At 48.3% G+C, this 23,861-nt stretch carries 20 protein-coding genes; all 20 read right to left on the bottom strand.

Annotation, left to right across the window (positions count from 1 at the left end; translation table 11 throughout):
- Positions 1-295: 295 nt before the first annotated feature.
- Positions 296-1,018 (bottom strand): NUDIX hydrolase, encoded by a 723-nt coding sequence (locus BLT02_RS08000; protein WP_092993468.1) that lies wholly within the window; start codon positions 1,016-1,018, stop codon positions 296-298.
- A 127-nt stretch (positions 1,019-1,145) separates the two neighbouring features.
- Positions 1,146-1,754, bottom strand: coding sequence for an NUDIX hydrolase (locus tag BLT02_RS07995; RefSeq protein WP_092993466.1), 609 nt, complete (start codon positions 1,752-1,754; stop codon positions 1,146-1,148).
- Positions 1,755-1,941: 187 nt separating this feature from the next.
- Complete coding sequence (locus tag BLT02_RS07990; RefSeq protein ID WP_092993463.1) at positions 1,942-3,948, bottom strand: L,D-transpeptidase family protein; 2,007 nt, start codon at positions 3,946-3,948, stop codon at positions 1,942-1,944.
- A gap of 83 nt (positions 3,949-4,031) precedes the next feature.
- Positions 4,032-5,516, bottom strand: coding sequence for an LCP family protein (locus BLT02_RS07985; protein WP_092993460.1), 1,485 nt, complete (start codon positions 5,514-5,516; stop codon positions 4,032-4,034).
- Between the two features lie 177 nt (positions 5,517-5,693).
- Complete coding sequence (locus BLT02_RS07980; protein WP_139187479.1) at positions 5,694-6,890, bottom strand: hypothetical protein; 1,197 nt, start codon at positions 6,888-6,890, stop codon at positions 5,694-5,696.
- A 467-nt stretch (positions 6,891-7,357) separates the two neighbouring features.
- Positions 7,358-8,365 carry a metallophosphoesterase gene (locus tag BLT02_RS07975; RefSeq protein WP_175453744.1) on the bottom strand — a complete coding sequence of 336 codons (1,008 nt, stop codon included), beginning with the start codon at positions 8,363-8,365 and terminating at the stop codon, positions 7,358-7,360.
- Between the two features lie 193 nt (positions 8,366-8,558).
- Entirely contained in the window at positions 8,559-9,599 is a 1,041-nt protein-coding gene (locus BLT02_RS07970; RefSeq protein ID WP_092993454.1) for a glycosyltransferase family 2 protein, read from the bottom strand.
- 59 nt (positions 9,600-9,658) lie between these two features.
- The gene (locus BLT02_RS07965) at positions 9,659-10,942 is read right to left on the bottom strand and encodes an ABC transporter ATP-binding protein (RefSeq protein WP_092993451.1); all 1,284 of its coding nucleotides are present in this window, start codon (positions 10,940-10,942) and stop codon (positions 9,659-9,661) included.
- A gap of 9 nt (positions 10,943-10,951) precedes the next feature.
- Complete coding sequence (locus tag BLT02_RS07960) at positions 10,952-11,788, bottom strand: ABC transporter permease (protein WP_092993448.1); 837 nt, start codon at positions 11,786-11,788, stop codon at positions 10,952-10,954.
- A gap of 48 nt (positions 11,789-11,836) precedes the next feature.
- A complete protein-coding gene (locus tag BLT02_RS17780) occupies positions 11,837-12,265 on the bottom strand; it encodes a hypothetical protein (protein WP_242869740.1) in 429 nt (142 codons plus the stop codon).
- Between the two features lie 508 nt (positions 12,266-12,773).
- On the bottom strand, positions 12,774-13,781 hold the full coding sequence (locus BLT02_RS07950) for a glycosyltransferase family 2 protein (protein WP_092993442.1): 1,008 nt from the start codon (positions 13,779-13,781) through the stop codon (positions 12,774-12,776).
- Positions 13,782-13,863: 82 nt separating this feature from the next.
- Positions 13,864-14,775 (bottom strand): NAD-dependent epimerase/dehydratase family protein, encoded by a 912-nt coding sequence (locus tag BLT02_RS07945; protein ID WP_092993439.1) that lies wholly within the window; start codon positions 14,773-14,775, stop codon positions 13,864-13,866.
- Complete coding sequence (locus tag BLT02_RS07940) at positions 14,776-15,732, bottom strand: transketolase family protein (RefSeq protein ID WP_092993436.1); 957 nt, start codon at positions 15,730-15,732, stop codon at positions 14,776-14,778.
- Positions 15,729-16,604, bottom strand: coding sequence for a transketolase (locus BLT02_RS07935; protein WP_175453743.1), 876 nt, complete (start codon positions 16,602-16,604; stop codon positions 15,729-15,731). The genes BLT02_RS07940 and BLT02_RS07935 overlap by 4 nt, the downstream gene beginning before the upstream one ends.
- 11 nt (positions 16,605-16,615) lie before the next feature.
- Positions 16,616-17,962 (bottom strand): lipopolysaccharide biosynthesis protein RfbH, encoded by a 1,347-nt coding sequence (gene rfbH, locus BLT02_RS07930; protein WP_092993430.1) that lies wholly within the window; start codon positions 17,960-17,962, stop codon positions 16,616-16,618.
- Between the two features lie 155 nt (positions 17,963-18,117).
- Positions 18,118-19,185: a CDP-glucose 4,6-dehydratase gene (gene rfbG, locus BLT02_RS07925; RefSeq protein WP_347474921.1), complete on the bottom strand. Its 1,068-nt coding sequence runs from the start codon at positions 19,183-19,185 to the stop codon at positions 18,118-18,120.
- Positions 19,186-19,223: 38 nt separating this feature from the next.
- Entirely contained in the window at positions 19,224-20,003 is a 780-nt protein-coding gene (rfbF, locus tag BLT02_RS07920; RefSeq protein ID WP_092993427.1) for a glucose-1-phosphate cytidylyltransferase, read from the bottom strand.
- Positions 20,000-20,986: a glycosyltransferase family A protein gene (locus tag BLT02_RS07915; protein WP_092993424.1), complete on the bottom strand. Its 987-nt coding sequence runs from the start codon at positions 20,984-20,986 to the stop codon at positions 20,000-20,002. The genes rfbF and BLT02_RS07915 overlap by 4 nt, the downstream gene beginning before the upstream one ends.
- Positions 20,987-21,020: 34 nt before the next feature.
- The gene (locus BLT02_RS07910; RefSeq protein ID WP_092993421.1) at positions 21,021-21,995 is read right to left on the bottom strand and encodes an NAD-dependent epimerase/dehydratase family protein; all 975 of its coding nucleotides are present in this window, start codon (positions 21,993-21,995) and stop codon (positions 21,021-21,023) included.
- Positions 21,996-22,095: 100 nt separating this feature from the next.
- Positions 22,096-23,091: a Coenzyme F420 hydrogenase/dehydrogenase, beta subunit C-terminal domain gene (locus tag BLT02_RS17775; protein WP_242869739.1), complete on the bottom strand. Its 996-nt coding sequence runs from the start codon at positions 23,089-23,091 to the stop codon at positions 22,096-22,098.
- Positions 23,092-23,861 lie beyond the last annotated feature (770 nt).

The following is a 23,861-nucleotide window of genomic DNA, read 5'->3' as shown; positions in this document are numbered from 1 at the left end:
AATCTTACGTATCATACGTGTCATACGTATACATAGGAAAAAACAAGTCATCGCCCTGTGCGTCTCCCTTTGAGCCGCGCAGGGCGTTTTTTATTACTCTTTTCCAAGCTCTCTTTACGGTTTTCCGTTTTTCTTTCCGATATCCCGATTTGCAGGACCATTCCGGTTTTTCTTTCCGATATCTCGATTTTCCCCGGACCATTCCGGTTTTTCTTTCCGATATCCCGTTTTACCGGATCATTCCGGTTTTTCTTTCCGATATCTTGATTTTCCCGGATCATTCCGGTTTTTCTCTTTAAAGCTTTACTCGTCCCTCCCGGAGGAGTCCAGCCAGCGCATAGGTCACGCGGGCGGTCATACCCCAGAGAACGGGTTCATCTCCCTTTCTGGGGACAGCGTCCGGATAAAAAGGAACTGTGTGGTACTGGTTTCTCCAATGGTAATCCGGCCCCCCTGGAACATATTCATTAGGGAAATCGTCCGGGAAATGGCGTTCAAGGGATATTTTATAGATATCGGGATCATGCTCCAGGATCCATTCCAGGGGAATAGTGAAGACGCGTTCGACCTCGTCCTCGGACCATGTTCCTTCATAATCGTTCAAAACACCGATAAAGGAATAAAAAGCAATCATACCAGGGCCGGTGGTCTTTTCCAGTTCTCCGACGATCTCGATCTGGTCCCTTTGGATGAGCAGTTCCTCCGTCGCTTCGCGCACGGCAGCTTCCAGAGGAAGCTCTCCGGGTTCGATCCTCCCGCCGGGAAAACAGATCTCACCGGGCTGAGTATGGAGCTTTGCTGCACGTACTTCATACAGAACATGATAAGCCCCGTCCCTGATCAGGATCGGGATCAAAACAGCCGCACTCCCTCTGGGCAGATTCCTGATCTGATTTTTATGGCCTTCTGTGATCCAGTCCCTGAGGGAAGAGGCAGAAACAGTTCCCACAGCCCCCTTGTCCTCTGTTTTGCTGTTTTCTGCTATCTCTGTTTCGTGCTCTTTTTCTTGAATACCCACTTACAAACCTTTCTTACAAACCGTCAGCAAAAGTACGTCTCCGTTCAATTTTTAAAAGGCTGATAATCTTAAAAAGTTTTAAAAGGCCATATAATCTTAAAGGCCTTATAACCCCCAGGTCCGGGGCTTATATGTTCAAAAAAGCAAAGGGTTCTTCATCTGCCAGAAAATGCATAAGCTGGTAGGCGCACATCAGGGCAACGCGTTCCTCCTTGAGAATGCGGCGGATCTCCTCCCTGTCGGCAAGGACGATCTGGATCTCCTCGCCTTCCTCAAGATATTTGCGGCTGGGCTCTCCCTCTGCGTAGCCGTAGACCATGGAGCAGGATTCATCAGTCAGACCGGCTGTCGTGAAACGGGCCTCCTCAAACATGGGATCCGCCTGAACGGGGGTAAAGGTAAGTCCTGTCTCCTCGTGCATTTCCCGGACCGCGCATTCCCTGTAGTCCTCTCCCTTTTCAACCAGGCCGGCAGGAAATTCATAAATGAAACCTCCGAGGGGGAACCGGTATTGACGGATCAGGACGACCCGGTCCTTTTTTTCTCCATACAGTGCATACATGATGACACCGTCCGGATGATTCTCACCGCTGACCGCCTTCAGATCACTGTCTGATTCCGCGCGGGAGGCAACAAAGTAGCGGAAATCATGTCCGACTTTATTTTTCCCCCTGAATTCAAACATGTTCAGAAACTTATTCTGTGTCTGCCTGATGATCTCCCTGATCTGTGCCATGCCGCCTCCTCCTTATGATGGTTTTGATTATCGATCGTGCGACCTTGCTGCGTCTCACAAACGTGAAATCAAACGTGGAATCCGCAGGGGTCTTATAACGGATGCCGGGAAATATGCCGAAGGCTTTTTCCGGGGTTCCTTTAGTGTGCCGTCACACTAGATCTCAGCACCCAGCCACTTATTACCTTTAATAATAAACTACAACCGGCATATTTTCATCACAATAGGAAAAAAGTTCTTCCGCAGCCTCCGGAGGCAGGTTGATGCATCCGTGCGAACCGTCCTTGAGGTAGATATCTCCTCCGAAGTCAGCGCGCCACCAGGCATCATGGAAGCCGACATCTGTATAAAAAGGCATCCAGTATTTGACTTCCGTCTCATACTCGTATTCTGTACTGCTGTTCGGCATGAGCCCCTGAAGCAGAGCGTTTCTTTTCTTAAACATGATCCCGTGGACACCGGCGAGTGTGGCGTGACCGTCGTTCATCGTCCCGCTTACGCAGTCGCAGTCCATGACGAGCCTGCCCTGTATATAACACCAGACGTGCTGGGCGCTCAGGTCAGCCTCGATGTAGGTCGTGCCTATGCCGTCATATTCAGTCTCCTCATTATAGGGTAAGTTCCAATAAATCGGGGTGCGGGTATCCTTTACACAGTTTTCGAGATCCTTTGCAAGCCGGTTTCTCTCAGCTTCCTGGTCGACCGCGTATCCATAGAAGCCGCCTTCGACCACGATCGGACCCTGAAGCGTCGCATTGAAGTGCCTCTTCATTCCGACTGTATTTCCATTGTCCGCAAGGGTCTGGACGAAATCACTGATCTTTTCCTTCCAGATCTCTTCGTCCTTGACGAGCCTTCCCTTTTTATCCTTGACCAGCCAGTCTTTCAGAATATCCGAATTGAGCCTGATCTCTTCTTTGTCAGGCATCACGTAGGTGAGGCTGGCGCCGACCATATCGTTGAGGTCCATACAGCGGGCTACCAGCTTCGCGTCATCCGCCTGGGTGCCGGCCGTCTTGTAGGCATACGGGATCTCCTCCGCATCGACCATCTCCTCATAGCGGGCAGCCGCGTCGCCGACACCTGCGGCGAGCTGATCCAGATCGATCGTACTGCCCTTGACATCCGGAACGATCACAAATTCGCCGTCTGTATCTTCCGTGCCGTCCCGGAACTGAATATAGGCGTCCTCAGGGAGGATCATATTCTCTTCCTGCAGTTCGGGAAGAGCCCGGAGCGAAGCCTCGAGAACGTCGGGATCATAAGTGCCCGTCGGCGTTATCGTATAATGATTCTCCTCCAGATAATACTTGGGCCAGAAAGTTTCATCCTGATTCTGCAGAAGGACGTCGATGCTGCCGTCGGGCTGATAGGAGAAACCCATGTCTTCAGCACTCAGCGTCTCCGTCGCTCCCCCGCGGAAGCGGATGTTCATGACATAATTCTTTGCCGCGATATCAAACCATCTCTGCGCCTCATCCACAGTCATATCACTGCAGTCGTACCCGTTGATTGTCGTCCCCGGCATGAAATGCGTCTGGCAATACTGATAGCCATAATAGTAGATCCCGCCGAGAGCCCCGGCCAGGATCAGGAAAGACAGCCAGAAAGCCAGCAGAGAACGTCTTTTCTTTTTCTTTTTTTTCTTCTCTTCGGGGTCTTCCACCGCAGGGATTTCAGATCCGGGAGTCTGGACCTGAGAAGGACTGCTCTCGTTTTCCGTGGCAGAAACGCCGGAAGGGCTGCTCTCCGGTGTCTCAGCTTCCGGAGAGGTATTTTCAGGGGCTGGTGTTTCTGATGGAGTGGTCTCTGAAGAGCTACTCTCGTTTTCCGGGGCAGCAGCATCGGATTGGCTGCTCTCCAGTGTCCCGGCTTCAGAAGGGGCACCGTCTGAAGCTTCAGCCTCAGATGGATTACTTTCAGGAATCCCGGCTCCAGAAGGACTGCCTTCAGGAACCTCGGAAGGGGCAGCTGAGACAGAATCATCTGTCGGAGATTCATCTGTCAAAGATCCGGCTTCAGGAGCTTCAGATTCGGGGGCTTCAGATCCTGCAACTATCGTCTGCTCTCCCGATCCAGATCCTTCAGCTGTTGTCTGCTCTCCGGTTCCAGATTCAGCATTTGCTGTCTCTTCTCCGGTCTCTGCAGGAACCTTCAGTTCTGTATCCGTTGGATTTGTTTTATTTTTAATCAAATCGATTGCCTCTTAACTTAATATTTACTTTATATTTACAAAATCTGCAGATGATACGTCTATGACAGGACAATGTCCTGCTGTCACTTTAATTCATCCCTGATCTTTCCGGCTGCCTCCCTGACGCTGTCTTCATCCGGCCAGATCACAGAAAGTTCTGTCCCGGGCATGGAAAAGGTCTCCTGTGAATCAGAGGATCCAGTGACTGATTGTCTCTTGATTTCCCATCTGTGCCTGTTTTCCAGCTGCCAGGCGATCGTTTTTGTGATCTGGGAAGTCGAAAAGCTGGTCTGCATGCTCTGACTGATCACATCCAGGACATCTGCCGGGTTTTTCAAAAGCGCGCGGGACTGCAGTTTGTTCAGAATCGCTGTCAGGACGTTCATCTGGTTTTTTCCGCGCTGGATGTCTCCGTCGGCAAACGCGTGTCTCACGCGGGAAAAGACCAGCGCCTGGTCTCCGTTCAGGTGATTCATTCCTTTGACAAAATGGTAGGAGCCGGAACTGAACTCCACCTCTGACTTCACATCCACGCCTCCCAGCACATCCACCAGCTGGATCAGGGAATCAAAATTGATCCTGATGTAATCAGAGATTCCCACTCCGTACAGGTTCTCCAGTGTTTTCATCGATGTTTTTACACCATAGATACCTGCATGGGTCAGCTTGTCCAGTTCTTCTCCGGAAACATAGGGAATATGGACATAGTAATCCCTGGGGGTTGAAGTCAGCAGGATCCTCTGCTTCATCGGGTTGACTGTCATAATAATATTGACATCGCTCCGGCTGGTGGCGGTGATCGGTCCGTCAACATCAATTCCGCTGATCAGGACACTAAAGGAGTGGTCTGTGAGGGAAGCATTTTCCGATGTCTCATCCATAGACTCTCCGTTCCCGGTCTGATCTTCATCCAGGGCAGACATCCGTTCCCACCGGTCAGGGTCTGTCTCATATTCCTTCTCGTAGATGATCTTTGCCTGTTTGGAATAGTCAGGGACAGAGTCCTCTAAAAGAGACAGATAGGCTTTGTTACAGATCGCCGCGTCGACATCTCCATCGAGCAGGGCTTCAGCCAGAGTAAGGGGCGAATCGAAGACCCGCTTCTGTATCTCTCCATCTCCGTTCAACTGCTGAACATCGTCGATCATCTGATCGATCAGTTCAGAATCCGCTCCTTCAAAGACACCAAATGAATAGCCGGGGGTATCCGCTATTGCGAGCGCACAATCAGTGTCGTTTACCATGACAACGATATTCTCGATCTGTGTTTCCGCCCCCGCCATCTGATTCAGCTTATTCATAACATGCTGAATCAGCAAAGCGCCAATAACACACACAAGACAGGTGAGGACAGCCAGTATGATCCCGACAGACCTGACAGCAGTATTCCTGCTTCTCACAGCCAGAAAAGTCAGAGCCAGCAGTAACAGTGCGATCAGCACTGCGATTCCCATATATTTAAGGGGAATCATTCCGCATGAAAACATCAGGGCCAGCAGAACAATAGATATAAGGGCCTGGAAAACAGGTTCCTTCCATTTTTTTAAAAATTCCAATGTGCGTTCCATAAAAAACTTAATATACCCTATTTGAATAATCTGAGAAAACTAATAAAAATGCTGATAAATCAGATATTGCGTACAATTCCATGAACTCCATGTAATCATATACCATTGATATTGCATACGGTTATTATATTAAATACCTGATGTTATATTAAATACCTGACGTCACAGGCCAGTATATCAAAGCCCCTCTGCCTCCTGGACAGCCATGAGGATCTGTGCCTGAACCTCAGTAAAGCACCCCTGGGAATCGAGGTTGTCAAAGACTTCCTGGGCGAGCTTTTTGTAATTGCGTTCCGTCATCTCGCTGGCATAGTCATCGTTTCGAATATAGCGGGTGCCGAACCGCCTTCTCAGAGCCTTATCCAGGTCAGAATCCTCCAGCGCAGTACAGATCACCACGAAGGGGCGGTCGTAAGCAGGTTCTGCGGAGGCGTCGCTTTCTTCTGCATTTTCATCATCCGGGCTGTTTTCTTTTTCCTCTTCCTGTGACGTTTCCTCTGATGGGTCAGTCTCAGGGACTTCGTCAATGGCGTAACGGTTCACCAGTTTTTCGATATCGGTCACGAATCCGTCAATGGAGCGGCCGGAATCGTTTTCGAAGAAGAAAACAGGTGTATCGCCGAGATACCTGGTCGCGGTTTCGATCTCGATCTCTGTCCCTGACCGCACATAAGTGCTGTCCCCCTCTTCTTTTCTGACGAAAGCATACTGAGGATGGCCGGAATCGAACCAGTTATCTGTCGTAACCAGAGATCCCCGGATCCCGTCAATGTAAACCTTGCCGAAATCGACAGTCTTCTGTCTCGCAAACTTCAGCTGCTCGTCCGGGTTCTTTTTGGGATCCAGCCTGTCCCATGCTTCATCATCCATAAACCTGACAGTAACTGGTTCAGTTCCCCATGGAATCGTGATCGACTCGCCGGTCTCCATGATATTTACCCCTGCACGCACCAGGATCTGACGCATTCCCTCACCGGTGACCCCCATATTGTTTACCTTCACAGAGGGTGTCGTATATTCATCTGTATCCAGCACCCGGCTGAAGCTTTTTTTGAGGGATGAAAAGAGATTATCTTCTATCACCTTTTTCAAGACATTCGGGAGAGAGCGGGAGCCGTTTCCCGCCATCGCGCTGTCCCCCCAGCAGATAAAATCATTCACATCGATCTGTGAGTACAATTTGTCGTAAATATCCGTTTGTTTTTCCAGTTTCTCGACTTCAGTCTCTTCACTGGCAGCCGCCTGCATCTGGAGAACCGCATATCTCTCCTCCTGCGCGGCCTGATCTGCCCGGACAAGAGTATAAAGTTTGTAAGCCCCCACTATGCAAATGATCCATGCCAATACAGGCAGTACTAATTTTCTGATGTTCATTTTATCCTTATCTCCTGGTCTGACAGTATCTCCTGATCCGGCAATATCTTCTGATCCGGCAATGACTTCTAATCTGGCAATATCTTCTGATCCGGCAATGTTTTCTGATTTAGCAATATCTTCTGATTTAACAATGTCTTTCAGACAAACAGTAAGGAAAGCACCTTCCTTTTCGACAAGACCCATTACACAACACGGCTTATTGCTCCGTATTGTTACAAACACTATAACAATACTTATAACCCCTGCGTGTTAAAAAACAATGAAGTCTTGATAAAAAAACAGTTGGTGTATTACATCCTGTCCATTTTTCCTGGTTTACCGAAATAATTATCCTCCGCAGTCTGAAGTAGTGACAGCCAGTGTAATCCACTGCGGCATGTAATGACATCGTAACAATATATTGTATTATCGAGCTGAGTTTCAGGCAACATTTCTTATTTACTTTTATTTACTTTTACTTTTATTTACTCCCCCGGGGATCCGATAATCCCGCTGATCTCCACTACGGATATTTCTTTTGGATTGTTTATCCTGGGAACCCCATGTTCCCCGGCAAGTCCTCCGGAAATGATCATAGTTCCCAGGTATTGGGAGCCTACACCTCCGCCGTAATTTCTTTTGTCTGTATCCGTGTAAACCGGATAAGCTCCCTGATCATACCGGGGCCACCAGCCCTGCTCCGGCGAGAACACACCGCCGACAAAAGGCAGGCGGATCAATCCTCCGTGAGTATGTCCGCAGAGGGCGGCATCCAGCCCTCCCCCTTCAAAGGCATCATACCACAGAACAGATTCCGGATAATGGCAGAGCAGTATATTTACACCATCCATCTGACGCAGGTGGTCGACAAGGGCATATTCCGCCTCCCCCCAGTAGTAGTGTGTGGTAATGCCGCAGAGATTGACAACGGACCCTTTCCGGTCTGAGGCGCCTTTGTCCAATGCTTTTCCAACCGCGGCAGCTTCAGGCTCCATGCTTTCAGGCTCCATGCTTTCAGGCTCCATGCTTTCAGGCTCCATGCCTTCAGGCCGAATGTCTTCGTCATCGATCATAAATCGTACGATCTCATTTTGAAGATGTACAGCTCCTGCCTCCTTCAGTTCCGCATTCAACCGGGCATAGATCTCCGGATCGCTGTCCCGGATATCCAGTTCATGATTTCCGTCCACATAATATACCGGTGCTATAGCCGTGAGTAGTTTTACGAGAGCAGTATACGCTGTCTTCGATTCCTCCGCCCTCGATCTGTCCACCATATCCCCGAGACAGACGATCAGATCCGGCCTGATCTCCCGGACTCTGCCGACTATTTTACCCTGATTCTCTCCGATCATCCGGCCATGCAGGTCGGCCAGGGCTGCGATCCTGAATCCAGTGGAAGGCATGTCTTCCGGATGAACGGGTACAAAACAGGTTCGTACGACGAGCATCTGGCCGCGGATCAGCATCAGTACCAGGATCGCTGCGATCAACACTGAAAAGAGTACTGCTCTTTTCACAACAGAGAAACGTCGCTGAATAGATGTGCTTTCAGCAGATTTATGAGCAGTTTTTTTATCACTCTTCATCTTTCGTACACAGTTTTTTATAAACAGCTTTATTCACACGCAGTTTTTTTCGCACACGGCTTTTTCCGTAAATGTTTTTCGTAAACAGCTCAGCCTGTCAGTCGGAAATGAGACTCCTGAATTTCAGTAAAGCTATTTCTTTCGTTTCTCTGACTGCATACGGGAAAGGCAGATATTTGAAGACAAGCCGCAGCTTATCCAGCTTTGACATCTCTTTGGTAAAAGACTGCTCTACGAGTCTTCTTTCAATAATCAGGATCCTTTTTTTCAGTTTTCGTTTGTTGTAGATGCGGCTCCGGTCATTGGCCTTAAGGATACGTTCATACCATTGCACAACTTCAGGTGTGATCTTCGCATCGCGAAAGGCCCCTGTGGAGTGAACATAATGCAGGTCCATCTCCTCTTCCGTTACACTTCCCAGCAATTCTGAAAGGAGTTTCCTCTGGGTCATTTTATCGCATTGAATCTGGCGTGCCCTGTGCGCAGTGGAAATCTGGTTTTCATGTTTCCTCCTGAGAAACAATACATCCTCAAGAACAGCCACATTCCCATAATGACTGATCGTCTCCCACATCCCGTAGTCCTGAGCATAGTAAAGACTCTCATCATACAGAATGCCATGTTCAAGCAGTTTTTCATGCCGGAAAAAGGCCGTGGGGTGGAAGGGACCGGGATTTTCGAAGAGCATTTTAATCCTGTACTCTTCCGTATCTTCAATTCTGTATTTACCGGACAGGTTGCCCTGTTTTCCCTCAGCAGAACCAATTGCTTCTGTCTCCGTCCCGCATATGATCACATCAGGATGGCGCTCCATGAAAGTATACTGTTTTTGCAGCCGGCCGGGCAGACTGATATCATCGCTGTCCATCCTTGCAATGTATTTTCCCTTTGCGGTTCTGAAGCCTGTATTCAGGGATTTTGTAATGCCCAGATTTTTTTCATTGCGTATGATCCTTATGCGGGGATCTTCCAGAGAATCCAGATAGTCTCTGACGGGGGCAGCGGATCCGTCATCAATGATGATAAATTCAAATTCATCAAAGGACTGACCAAGGATACTGCTTACGGCTTCTTTCAGGAAAAGGACGGATGTATTGTAGACCGGCATGACAATGCTGATTTTTTTCTCAAAATACAAAACATCCCCCTTCCTCGGGTTTAATCATTTACTTTTCTAAATGGATATGCGAGGATGACTTACACATCATCCGCTCTGATCCTGATATCCTTCAGCTTCACATTCCCCCAGCTTCTCGTGGCCCATATGCCCATCTTCCGGGAATCGGGATCCGCGAGGATCTCCAGGGTAAAGGCATGGCTGACTGAGTCCTGCCACGCATAGGTCTCATAGGACTCCAAAGTTTCCGCGACTGCGTGGAATATATAGCGGTCCGGCGCAAGCCCTGAAAGATCGAGGCTCATGGGAACAGTAAACGATTCTCCCTTATTCACGGAAATCTCTTTGTCCGTGAACATGGTACCAATCCTGTTGCCATTAGGCGCTTCGATCTCAAAGTGAAAGCGCAGATTCTGCAGTTTATCCACAGCTCTTCCTCCCAGGGTCAGCCTCACTTCCCGGGATGCGGTACATTGGCCTGTAAAACCGTCTTCAAACCTGATCGATTCGATCAGAGCCTGTTTTCTTCCTCCCCTGGAATGGGAGGATGAAGTATATTCATAATTGGTTCTGAAATAATCATTGGCTCCGATATAGATCCCGATCGCCTTTTCAACATCCCCGTCATAAATAATCTTCCCGTGATCCATGACAATGCACCTGTCACAGAGTTCGCGGATCGTGTTCATATTGTGGCTGACGTACAGAACCGTTCTTCCTTCCTCTGTCGCGGCCGCCCGCATCCGTCTCAGGCATTTTTTCTGAAAAGTGACATCACCGACAGCCAGTACTTCATCCATGATCATGATCTCGCTGTCGAGATGAGCCGCAACGGCAAATGCGAGCTTTACATACATGCCCGAGGAATACCTCTTTACCGGTGTATCGATAAACTGTTCCATTTCGGCAAACCGGACGATCTCATCAAATTTACGGCTGATCTCCTGCTTTGTCATCCCGAGGATAGCGCCGTTCATGTAGACATTCTCCCGGCCGGTGAGCTCACTATGAAACCCTGTTCCCACCTCCAGCATAGAGGCAATACGCCCGTTATAAGACAGTTTACCTTTCGAAGGAGCGGTCACTCTGCACAGAAGTTTAAGCAGGGTTGATTTTCCCGCTCCATTATGACCGATGATCCCCAGGGCTTCCCCCTTTTGGACTTCAAAGCTGACATCATCCAATGCGAGGAAGCGCTCGCCGGCCCCTGCGTTCCTGGTCGATCCAATCTTTGAATTCGGATCTTCCCTGCCGCGCATTCTTGCCATCCAGGTCTGAAGATCGCCTTTCAGAGTACCTCCTCCGATCGCGCCCAGGCGATATTCTTTCGAAACATGCTCGATTCTTATCACAGTTTTATTCATACAAATGCCTTATACCGTGTCCATAAAAGTTTTTTCGACATGGTTAAACAGAACGATTCCGATAAAGGTAATGAAGATCGTAACGACCCATCCGCACAAATAGTATCCCGGCTGAAACCGGCCTATTCCCAACAGGGCTTTTCTAAATACATTAATAATCGGCGTCATCGGATTCAGCATATAGAACCTCATATACTTGGCGGGGATGATCCTGATGTCATAGGCGACCGGTGTCCCGTACATCCAGAGCTGAACTCCGAAGCTGACCAGCATCTGCAGATCTCTGTATTTCGTTGTCAAAGCTGATACAATGATCCCGCTCCCCAGGGAAAGCAGAGCTGTCTGCAGCACAAGCAGGGGGAGCAGCAGCACATAGCCGCTTGGACGAACCTCTCCTCTGATCACGTAATAAGCCAGAAAACAGAGAAACATGGCAAACTGAATAGCGAGCGAGATGAGATTGGTTAAAACCGTGGAAATAGGCATGACCAGTCTTGGAAAATAGACCTTTCCCAGAATTCTGGCATTCGCGGTAAAAGTACTCGCCGTCTTTGTCAGGCAGTTTGAAAAATACGTCCATAGAATCGTCCCGCTCATATAAAACAAAAAAGAAGGAACTCCGTCTGCCGACAGACCCGCCATCGATCCGAAAACAACTGTAAAAATGACTGTTGTAAGAAGCGGCTGGATAATTGCCCACGCCGGTCCCAGTATCGTCTGTTTGTACAGTGAAATAAAATTCCTTTTTACAAACAATAAAATCAGGTCCCTGTATCTCCAAAGCTCTTTAAAATCAACATCGAGCCATCCTTTTTTAGATACAATTACAACATCAAAGTCTTCCATTTGCTCCCCCCCTGGCTGAAAGGATCCTGCGGCAGACCTGCTGCCCGCTCATAATGCTTTGTCTGATCCCGGACTCATATTCTTCTTTTTAGCTTTTTTTTTGAGATGTTCATATCGTTCCATACCCAACACCGTCATCCCGATGCGGTTTGGAATATGCAGGATATAATCAGCGGCAATACAAATCTTTTTTCTGACTAATCTGTACAGACGTCCCTTCTTCCCATAAACCGGATGCCAGCTTGCAGCATACCAGTGAATCGAAATTGTATTGGGAGTAAAGTTTTTTTTGGATGAATAAAAGGAGACCGGGCAGAAGTAATCCGTGGGATAAATATGTATATAACCGTCAAGAGTCTGCTCCCTATCGTCCACGATAAAGCCATGAGCAAGAAAAACCTCTATATCACGGTCTGGGCAAGGGATCATATCCAGACTGTCCTGAGAGGAAAAGCGGCAGTTTTCATAGGTACTCATCAGTTCTTTTAAAAAAGGAATACCTTTCTCGGAACCGAATCCCAGTCCGGTAGCGGGATGAAAATCATACTGGACACCGAAGTAAATCTTATTCTTCAGGAGGGGATCCAGCGGCCTGATGAGCTCTACATCCGTGTCCAGATACACTCCGCCATATTCATAAACTACTTTCAATCGCACATAGTCAGATACGAATGCCCACTTTTCTTCCTTTAAAGCCTTATGAACAAAGGCCGGAGCAGTGGAAAAATCATAGTTATCCTCGTTCCACTCAATAATTTTATATTCGGGGCAGTACGCTCTCCAGCTGTTTATGCACTTTTTTACCAGGTCAGGCTTTTCACTGCGTCCAAACCAACAGTAATGTATGATTTTAGGAATCATGGCAAATGGCTCCCATTCAGTTATGAGATCCAGTAAGGCGGCACATCGGTTCTATAAAGATCGAGGTCCACCGGCTCTGCTATTGTCCCGTCTTTGCGGAACACCCTGTTTCTTTCTCTCTGTGTCATCTTGTCCTGTATTTGTAATATAAGTACACCAGAATACCGGAAACAGTTGAACAGCCGGTCTTTTCGATCAGTCTTATGATTTTTGTCTTTTTCGCTTCCGGAACTCTTTTTATGATCTTTTTTGTTTTTTCGTCTTTGATGATTGAATCTATTTCTCTGACTATATCCGGTCCGCCTGTTTTTTTCTTATATGCATTTTTCAGATTTCTTTCCAGTAAATCGGCATATAGGAAATAATACTCGTCTTCAACCTTATGAAAATCCAGTCCCAGGCGCTCTGTGGCAGTTTTAAGGCGGTCCATTCTGATACAACTGGCTCTCCACATCTGAGGTATGTAAGAATTTGTAATGCTCTTCGGATTCTGATAATAGGCATAAAGCCCTGCCCCGGTAACCGCGATTTTCCCATTCATTACAGCGATATAGTCCAGATTAAAGGGCAGGTCCTCCCCTGATTTTTCATGGTTAAACCTGAGTCTGTATTTCTCGATGAGACTTTTTCTATACAGCTTATTCCACGCTGTCGTCACTAATCCGCGGCGGAATAAAAGCCACAGATCTCCGGGAGTATAGTAATCGATCGCCGGTTCGGGGCCCTTATAAGAATAAGTGTCATCATACACACGGGTGAAGCCGCATATTGCCAGTTCTGTTTCCGGCTCCATCCCCCTGCGGAGCACCTCGACCCACTGTCTGTCGACGTAATCGTCACTGTCGCAAAAACAGATCAGGTCTCCTCCGGCAATTTCAAGGCCGGCATTTCTTGCAGCCCCCAGACCGCCGTGTTCCTTATGTCTGACAATGATCCTGCTGTCCAGTTTTGCCGCCTGTTCACACAGGGACAGAGAGTTGTCTGTCGAGTCGTCATCCATTATGATGATCTCAATATTCCTGTAGGTCTGTGCCAGCAGTGATCTGAGGCAAAGCTCCACCCTGCTTTCAACATTGTAGACAGGGACAATGATACTGACCAGATCATCCTGTTCCTTATTGCTGTTCAACATTTACCGCCCGCTTTCTCTTTAGAGGCCGCTAAGATCATATAGCCGGATCATGTGCAGGATCACGAAGCTGAGTCATGTTAAGTTATGTGCAGAAATGCTTTATGACAGTCTGAATCCCCTCATGAAACGGGGTCGATGGCCTCCATCCCGTATCCGCACTTATGTCGCTGATATCCGCGCACAGGTACATCACCTGCCTGTCTCCATAGGGGACTTTTCCAAAGCCAAGCGGCGCTGAGGGATCCATCCTGTCTCTGATCATGCTGACGTAATTCTTTACAGGTTCCGCCTTCCCGCTTCCGAGCACATAGGTCTTTCCGTCCCTGCCTCTTTCTCCTAACAGGAAAAAGGCCCTCGCCGCATCACCGCTGTACAGATAATCCCACATCTGTTCTCCCTTTGTCAGCTCCGGCGTTTTTCCTTCCCGAATACTTTTAATAACAGACATGATCATTGTCTGACTGCTGTCATTGGGCCCATACACACTCAGGACCCTCACCCAGATATGACGCAGGCCTGCCTGATGCGCGTATTCTCTGGTCATCAGGCCGGCGGACAGTTTTCCGATCCCATAGCCTGTCTCAGGGAAGGCCGGGGTCTCCGGTTTCAGTTTTCCATTAAATCTTCCGTATTCCGCCTGAGACCCGGCTCCGATAAATGTGCGGCAGCCAAACCTTTTCGCTGCGCCGACAGCATCGAGCGAATACTGCACATTTCTGTACTGTAAGTAGATATCATTGCGGAAAGGACCGCCTGTCCCCTGCCAGGCAAGATGATAAAAGACGTCATATTCCTTCCCGGTGGTGTTTTCCAGAGATTTTAACCGGCACAGAGGACAATACAGTTTCCTTATATGTTCATCCTCCGGTATCCTGTCATTACGTTCAGAATCAGGATTACAGATCACGACGACTTCCATGTCATTTCTGATCAGCTCATCGATCAGGGCTGTGCCGATCGTCCCTGTAGCACCTGTAACAACAGCTCTTTTCATTTAATGCTCCATCATCTCAAGTATTTTCCCTTTTATCCCGGCTGCGTCCATTCCATATTCGGCATACAGGTAATCCGCATGAGCCATAACAGCAAAGGTGTCCGGTATCCCTGCGATCGCAAACCTGGCGGACAGACCGCTCTCCGCAATGACCCTGGCCACCTGCGAACCGAGTCCTCCGATCACATTATGATCCTGGACCACAAGAACTGTACCGGTGCCGGCAGCTTCTATGACCGCTCGTCTGTCGATGGGTTTGATGGTGTGCATATCGATCACTCTGACCTGTTTTTTACAGGTTTTCCGTATCTCAAGAGAAGCCAGTACTGCATACTGAACTACCGTTCCTGAACAGATGATGGCGCCGTCATCTCCGTCAACAATGACGTCTGCTCTTCCGATTCTGTACTGGTAGTCGTCTCCGTGGATCCGGAAGGTCGGGACTATCCCGTTCCGAATATAGATCGGGCCTTCGTAAGACAAGCTGGCTGACAGCACCTGTTCTGCCTGAACCGGATCACTGACTTCGATCACTGTCATATTGGGCATGCTGCACATTATTCCGCAGTCTTCGATCCCCCAGTGGGTGGGACCCGATATTCCCCCTGATACACCGGCATAGGCAGCTACAAGCCGGACGTTCAATCCCGGATAAGCGACGTCCGTCCTGCACTGCTCACAAGCCCTCATACTCATAAAGGGCGCCATGGTAAAGGCAAAAGGGATAAAGCCCTCATGGGCCAGGCCCGCCGAAAAACTGACCAGGTTCTGTTCCGCGATGCCGACGTTAAAGGCTCTTTCCGGAAACGCCTCAACAAAAGACCGGTTTCGGCAGGTCCCCATCAGATCCGCATTTACCACAAGGACCTTTTCGTTTTCCCCGCCCAGCTTTTTCACATACTGCCCGATCGTATCCCTCAGAGAATACTTTTTTTCCACATCAAAACCCGGTGTCATGGCTTTCTCCACTCCCTGAGCAAAAGATCTTCACATTCTTTGAATTGTTCCGGTGTGATCTTCCCGGCATGCCATTTCGGCTCGTTTTCCATGAAGGGAACGCCTTTTCCTTTCACCGTTCGGCAGATCAGGGCAGTCGGTTTCTCTGAACGGGGAGGAGGAAGCCTGTCAAACCGGTATTTGATCTCTCCGATATCATTACCGTCAAATTCACACACATTCCATCCGAAAGCTCTGTATTTATCCCCGAGGTCATTGATCGCCGTCAGTTCATCGATCCGGCCGTCCGCTTCAAAGCCATTGCAGTCAATAATGGCCGCCAGATTCCCCAGCTTATAGTGAGCCGCATTCATGGCCGCTTCCCAGACAGACCCCTCCGCCTGTTCTCCGTCCCCCATAAGGACATACACCCGGCTTGTGTCGTTTTTTTTCAGTCTGAGCCCGGCCGCCATGCCGCAGGCAATGGGAAATCCGTGTCCCAGGCTTCCCGTTGAAGCCTCGACAAAACGGTTATTCAGGGCACAGGAATGCATGGAAAAGCTCTTTCCATCCTTTGCATAGTCGCGAATGACGGCTTCAGCCGGAAAGCACCCCCGCATAGCCTGGGCAAAGCTTGTGACCGCTGACGCATGGCCTTTCGACAGGACAAAGCGGTCTCTTTTCTCCCATTTTGGATTTGAGGGATCATATTTCATCTGATAGAGCCACAATACAGTCATGACATCAGCGATCGAAAGGTCTCCCCCTATGTGGATCACTTCCTTCGTACATAGTTCCAGCAGCTGAAGTCTTATTCTCGCGGCACACAGCTTTAATTCTTCTACGGTCGTCGGTTTCGTCGGTCTGTAGGGCATGTCCTCTCTTGTATCCATATATAACATTTTCATCGATTCCCACAGGACTTCTGTAAAGCTTCAAGGATGATCTCTGCCATGTGATCAATCATTTCATCCGTCATTCCGGGATAGACGCCCACCCAGAAGGATCTCTCCATGATCCTGTCTGTGCAGCGGAGGTCTCCCGCGACACGATAGGCCCGGCTGTCCCGGATCGAATCAAATCCGGGATGCCGGATGATATTCCCGCTGAACAGCATTCTCGTCTGAATATTATGGTCTTCGATGTACCTGACCACTTTTTCTCTGTCCAGGCCATCCCTGAGTGTGATCAAAAAACCGAACCAGCTTGGCTCACTGTTTTCTGCCGGCTCCGGCAGGATCAGCAGATCCTGAGCCCCCTCCAGGGCTCTGTGCAGTCGGTTCCAGTTAGCAATACGTCTTTTGGTAAAGGACGGGAGCTTCTTCAGCTGTTCACATCCGATCGCGGCCTGCAGATCTGTTATTTTAAGGTTATAGCCCAGGTGGCTGTAGACATACTTATGGTCATATCCTTTGGTAAGTTCACCATATTGTCCGTCGTACCTGTGCCCGCAGAAATTGTCATGTCCCGATGGGCAGATGCAGTCACGCCCCCAGTCGCGGTAAGAAAGGATCAGGCGGCTCAGGAGAGGATCATTCGTGTAAACCGCTCCTCCCTCCCCCATTGTCATATGGTGGGGAGGATAAAAGCTGCTGGTCCCGATATCCCCCCATGCACCTGTACAGCGGGTTTCCTGACCGATCGTATATTTTGACCCCAGAGCATCGCAATTATCTTCGATCAGCCACAGGCCGTGCGCCTGGCAGAAGGCTTTTACCCTGCGCAGATCAAAGGGATTGCCCAGCGTATGCGCCAGCATCACCGCCTTCGTCTTTGAAGACAGGGCATCTTCCAGCCTTCCCACATCAATATTATACTGCGGGATGGTCACATCCACGAATACCGGAACGGCGCCATATTGAAGGATCGGGGAGATCGTTGTGGGAAAACCGCAGGCGACAGTGATCACTTCATCATTCCTTTTTATCCTGCGCTCCCCCAGCTCCGGGGCTGTCAGCGCCATAAAGGCCAGCAGATTTGCCGAAGAGCCGGAATTGGTCAGATGAACATACTTAACCCCGATCCATGAGGCAAATTCTTTCTCAAACTGCCCGGAAAAACGTCCTGTCGTCAGCCAGAAATCAAGCATCGCATCCGTAAGAGCCTGCATTTCCTTCTCATCGTAAACCCGCGACGCATAGGCAATCCGGTCGCCTTTACAAAAAGGAGCCTTCCTCTCCTTAAAATCATGATAATACTGAGCTACCAGGTCCTTGATCTGAGCTCTGGCCTCCGCTTCATTTCTCCACATGATCTGTCCCTTTAAAAAACTGGCTCTTTAAGGATCTTTCTCTTTAAGAATCTTTCCCTTCAAGAATCTTTCCCTTCAAGGATCTTTCCCTTTAAGACTCTTTCCCTTTAAAAATCCATATCTTCAAGTATCTGTTTCTTCAAAAGTCTGCCGTTTCAAAAGTCTGTATTCTCAAAATAATTCCGGATCTCTCTGTCCATTTCCGCCGGGAGGTCTCCCCCCTCCAGCCATACCTTACCGAACCGGCAGACCAGATCCAGAGATTGATCTATCGACAGTTTTGGCTTCCATCCAAAGGCCGACCGGATCTTACTACAGTCCAGTTTCAGACATACGGTCTCGTGCGGGGCATCCTGTTCAGGGCAATGTTTCCAGGAGGCGTCTTTGCCCCAGCATGAACAAAACTTTTTTACCAGGTCTCCCGTGGTAATACAGTTAGAATCATCAGGGCCGACATTATAAAAGCCTGCACTGGATTTGTCTTCATACTGCCTTTGAGCGATCATCAGATAAGCGGAGAGGCAGTCCAGTACATGCTGATAGGGCCGTATTGAAGACGGGTTCCTTACAGCGATCACCTGTCCGCCTGCTACTGCTCGGATACAGTCCGGAATGATCCGGTCTTTCCCAAAGTCTCCTCCTCCTATAACATTTCCGGCTCTGGCTGTAGAGACAGCCGGGGAGTTTTCCCCCTGAAAAAAACTGTTCACATAGCTATGGGTCACAAGTTCGGAACAGGATTTGCTGTTGGAATAGGGATCAAACCCATCCAGAGGCTCCTCCTCCCGATAGCCCCGGCTCTGTTCATTATTTTTATAGACCTTGTCGGTAGTCACATTGACCAGGCTTTTCACCGAATCTGCCTTCCGGACGCATTCCAGCAAATTGACAGTACCCATTACATTCGTTTCATAGGTAAATCTAGGATTTAAATAACCTTCTCTTACGATCGGCTGGGCTGCCAGGTGAAATACGATCTCAGGCCTTATCTCTTTAAAGAGCCCTGCCAGACGGCGGTAATCCCTTACATCCCCGATCTCACTGCGGATGCCCTGCTCCAGTCCGGCTAAAGAAAACAGATTAGGTTCCCCGGCCGGCTCCAGACTGTATCCAGTGACAGAAGCTCCCGCATTCATAAGTATTCTGCACAGCCAGGAGCCTTTAAACCCTGTGTGCCCTGTCACCAGAACTTTTTTTGATTTAAAAAAGCTTAAGTCCATCATTTTAAAACCCATTTTTTAATCCATCTTTTTTAAATCCATCAATTATCCCATACCTTCCAGGGCGCATGCCCCGTCTGCCACAATTTCTCCAGAAGATCGTATTCCCGTTTATTGTCCATGCACTGCCAGAAGCCTTTGTGGGAATAGCTCATGAGCTGTCCCTGGTCCGCCAGCTTCATCAGAGAATCCCTCTCAAAAACAGTGTCATCCCCCTCTATATAGTCAAATATTTCCGGCTCCAGAACCATGAACCCCGCATTGATCGGGGCGCCGTCATTTATATTTTTTTCACGAAAAGAATGTACAGCGTTGTCTCCGCCTATATCAAGCACACCTTTCTGCTGCTCGAGGATCACCGAAGTGAGTGTCGCCAGTCTCCCATGGGATTTATGAAAGGCAAGCACATTGGATATATTTACATCACAGACGCCGTCTCCATAAGTGAGCATGAAGGTCTCATTTCCTATGTAGGGTTGTACTCTTTTGATCCTCCCGCCGGTCATGGTATTTAAGCCTGTATCGACCACAGTCACTGTCCATGGCTCAGTGCGCTGATTGTGGATGATCATCTTGTTTCCATGTTTCATGTCAAAGGTGATATCACTTGTGTACAGGAAATAGTTTGCGAACCACTGCTTGACCGCGTACTGTTTGTAACCTGCGCAGATGATAAAATCATTAAAGCCATAATGAGAATAGCCCTTCAAAATGTGCCACAAAATGGGCATGCCGCCGATCTCGATCAAGGGCTTTGGCTTATATTGCGATTGTTCGGAAAAGCGTGTCCCATAACCACCGGCAAGAATAACAACTTTCATCCTGGCTTATTTAACCTCTTCTTTCTCCTTTTTATTTTCCAGACTGTTCTGTAGAGTCCCATGCAGTAAAGCGCCCATGCCAATATGTCCTTTTTCGTCGGTTTTTTTACTCTGCAATACTCCTGCCAGCACTCTTCCGCAGTCCGTCTGTCTTTTCCGTGAAGGGCTGTATAAAAACGATCACGCCTGATCCTCGCGATAAATAACCGATAATATTTCTTTTCCGCATTGATCTGTCTCAATGTGAAAAGAACACTTTTTTCCTGTCCCTTAAGGGCGGTGACTTTCTTTTCTGTAGTCAGAGTTCCTGTATAGCTGTCTTTTCTGACCGTATACTGACCAAGCGGTCTTTCGATATAACCCTGTAAATTGTTATAGAGAAAAGGTATCTGGATCTGATAGTTCTCTCCATACCTGGAAATGTAGATCTTCTTTTCAGGATTCACCTTCTCAAAGTGTTTCCGGCTCATCATATAGGAAATTGCAGTAAAATTGATATTGACGCCGTTCAGGATATCAATAAAGGCCTCCCTGTCCCTGTATCTCGGGATCATTCTGTCTATGGACATAAGGATACCTGTTTCCTCTTCCACGACCCTCAACTGGCAATATACGATTCCCTTTTCGGGATGTCTCTGTAGATAACCTGCCATTGTCGACACATAATCAGGATCAATGAGATCATCACTGTCACACCCGAAGAAATAATCCCCCTTCATCATGTGAAAGGCGTCCTGTTTCAGCTGGCATGTAGACTGGTTTTCCCTGTAGTGGATGATATGGACCTCATATCCCTTCGCTTCCAGTTTTGGTTTGTACTCTTCCGCAATCTCACCTGTCCGGTCAGTGGACCCGTTGTTAAAGAAGATCAGCTCTATATTCCTGTAATCCTGTGCAAGAACAGCCTCAAAGTATTTATGTACAAACCGCTCGCCATTGAAGCAGTAAGTGATCATACTCACCAGCGAATCCTCTTTACCCATGGCAGTCCCCCGCTTTTCAAATCAATACCGGCCTTCAAAGATTGTTTTTGTACCAGTTAATTGCCTCTTTTATTCCCTGTTCAAAGGACCAGTCCGGATCATAGCCGAGCATTTCCCGCGCCCTGCTTATGTCAGCATTTGAGTGTTTAATATCTCCGGGACGGTCCGGCCTGAAGACCGGCTGAACTTCGACCCCCAGGGCGGAAGTCAGCCCATAATAGATATCTATTAAGTATTCCCGTGTGCCGCTAGCAATATTAAAGACCTGTCCGGCAGCAGAAGAGGGTGCGGTACATGCCTTTAGATTCGCCTCGATGACATTCTCAATATAGGTAAAATCACGGCTCTGCTTTCCGTCGCCGTTGATCGTGGGAATCTCACCGTGCAGGAGCTGCGTAATGAATTTGGGAATGACCGCAGCATAGGCTCCATCAGGATTCTGGCGTCGGCCGAACACATTAAAATACCGGAGGCCATAGGTATCAAGACCATAATGCATAGTATACTGCTTTGCCCACTCCTCGATCGTCCTTTTTGTCACAGCATAGGGAGAAAGAAGGTTTCCTTCCCTTCCCTCTTTTTTAGGAAGCTCCGCTCCGTCTCCATAAACAGAGCTGCTGGACGCGTATACAAATTTTTTCACCTTCTTCTGCCGGGCAGCCTCCAGCATATTTAAGGTCCCCACAATATTATTCGCGCAGTAATACAAGGGCATCTTTAAAGATCTCGGGACGCTGCCCCATGCTGCCTGATTCAGAACGTAATCCACCCCTTCACAGGCCTCAAGACATGTATTCAGGTCTTTTATGTCACCCTTGATAAAACTATAATCCGGATGATTTATGAACAGATCAACATTGGCCTGACTGCCGGTACTGAGATCGTCCAGACACCGCACTTTATATCCGAGATTCAGAATTGCCTCGCAAAGGTTCGATCCGATAAAACCTGCTCCTCCCGTAACGAGAAATAATGTATCCTTTTCGAAGACAATATTGTTGTAGCTCATTGATGTACTTCCTTTGTATTTCTTCTGTATTTCTTCTATGTATCCTCTATGATGTATCCTCTATGATACCTTCTTTCAGGACTTGTTCGCGAGTCTTGAATCAGCTGCTTTTTTTTGCTCTGATTTTTTTCAATCCTCTGGCGATCACATATTTCGCATACCCCTTTCGGGTTTTCAGAAAGGATACCGGATCCGGACTATACCATTTTTCAAGTACTTTTCGAATCCCCATCTCTTCCGCCATCGCAAAAAACAGTTCCCGGTCCTGATTGTAGGGTACAGATTCTGTCATCACCTTCTGTTTAAGGACTGCATCTTCAAACGGTATCTCATAAAACAGCACATCATTTTCCAATTCCCCGATCAGCTTTTGTCCCTTGTCCGAGTTGACGAAAAGCAGGGATATTCCCCGGTCATCGTCCTTCAGGCCGTCTGTTTTTCCCCAGCAGTCTCCCAAAGTAAAGTCCGCTTTATGATGAATGTTTTTATGACGGCAGGCATAGCAGGAAGGTCTTAAGATCACATCGTCTAAAAAAAGCCGGAGATAGGTATCCTCATCAAGTCTCCTGACATACTTTCTTTTGTCTGTTTCTATTTTCATGGAAAAATAGTGCCACCCGTATGTTTTGTCGCGGAAGGAGACGTCCTTCACAGGCTCTCCTCCGCTTCTCATCGACAGATATTCCTTCCACACGGCAGGCGAAGGGACTCCATGGCAGAGAATGTCCTGGGTATATAAATTTTCGTATTCTTTTCCCAGACAGGCGAGCAGTCCATCCACCTGGCAGGGTGTGCCGCTGAAAAGAATCAGCCTCCCCCGTTCAAGCTCCTCCCTGATCCTCTTATAGCTGTTTCCCGTCTCACTCTGTACGTATTTGGATCCCCGAAGCCCGGGAAGATCAGCAAGGGCGGAAACGAACATATGCCGGACCTTAAAATCGCGGTCAAAACCGGCGCCGCAGACCAGTCCTCCTTTTGACAGAACTGTTTCCGCGATCATGCTGAACAATCCGCCGGAAGAACTGCCGCGACGGATATCATCATCTCTGGAGTAAGCTAAATAGGACTTCTCTGACGCCGCATTACTTTCCGTCAAAGGACTCTGTGCCCTCACGCAAATGTCCCTGCACCGGTCACAGTTTATGCATTTACTCCCGTCAATTACCGGATACAGGAATCCCTCTGCGTCATTTTCCATCCGGATGCATTCGACCGGGCAAATCTGTGAACAGGCGGAGCATCCGCTGCAGTCTGACCGATCCGGGCGGACCGTTTCTGAAACCTTTGTTTTTTCGAGATTTGCCTCGGACGCTTCGTCATTCATTTTTCTCAGAGCATGCATAAGAAAGAGTCTGGCTTCTCGAACCTTCTTTTGAACAGCGGCGTCAGCATCTTTAAAATCAACTGAGCCTATGCTTTCCAAAGACAGTGTCTCAAACCTCCTGTTTTCCATTCCTGAAATCTTAAGCAAAGTGTCGATCCTGGAATTCATCCCCTCGCCGCCGGATTCTATTCGTTTAAACACTACAAAGGGGGTATGAAAAATAAGGGAGAAAATTATACCGTGATAAGAATCGGTGAACACCGCCTTTGCATGGTGGACCAGCCAGACAAATTCTGCAGGACCTGCCGCATAATGATCCGGTTCTCGAATATCATTTAGATTAATGATCTCTGCACCGGTTTGTATGGCATATTTCTCAATAAACCTCCGATATAAATCTGTCTCGTTCCCCAGAAAATATGTGAGAATATAAGCTTTCTCCCCCTGTAAAGGCTCTTTTTGTAAAGGATTCCGGGGTAAAGCTTCTTTAAGTAAAGTCTTTTTAAGTGAAGGCTTTTTTTCTATCGCCTCCCATTCCGAGG

The sequence above is a fragment of the Sarcina sp. DSM 11001 genome (genome assembly GCF_900101015.1).
GTDB lineage: Bacteria > Bacillota > Clostridia > Lachnospirales > Lachnospiraceae > CAG-791.
This window is presented reverse-complemented; position numbering and strand designations above follow the sequence as displayed.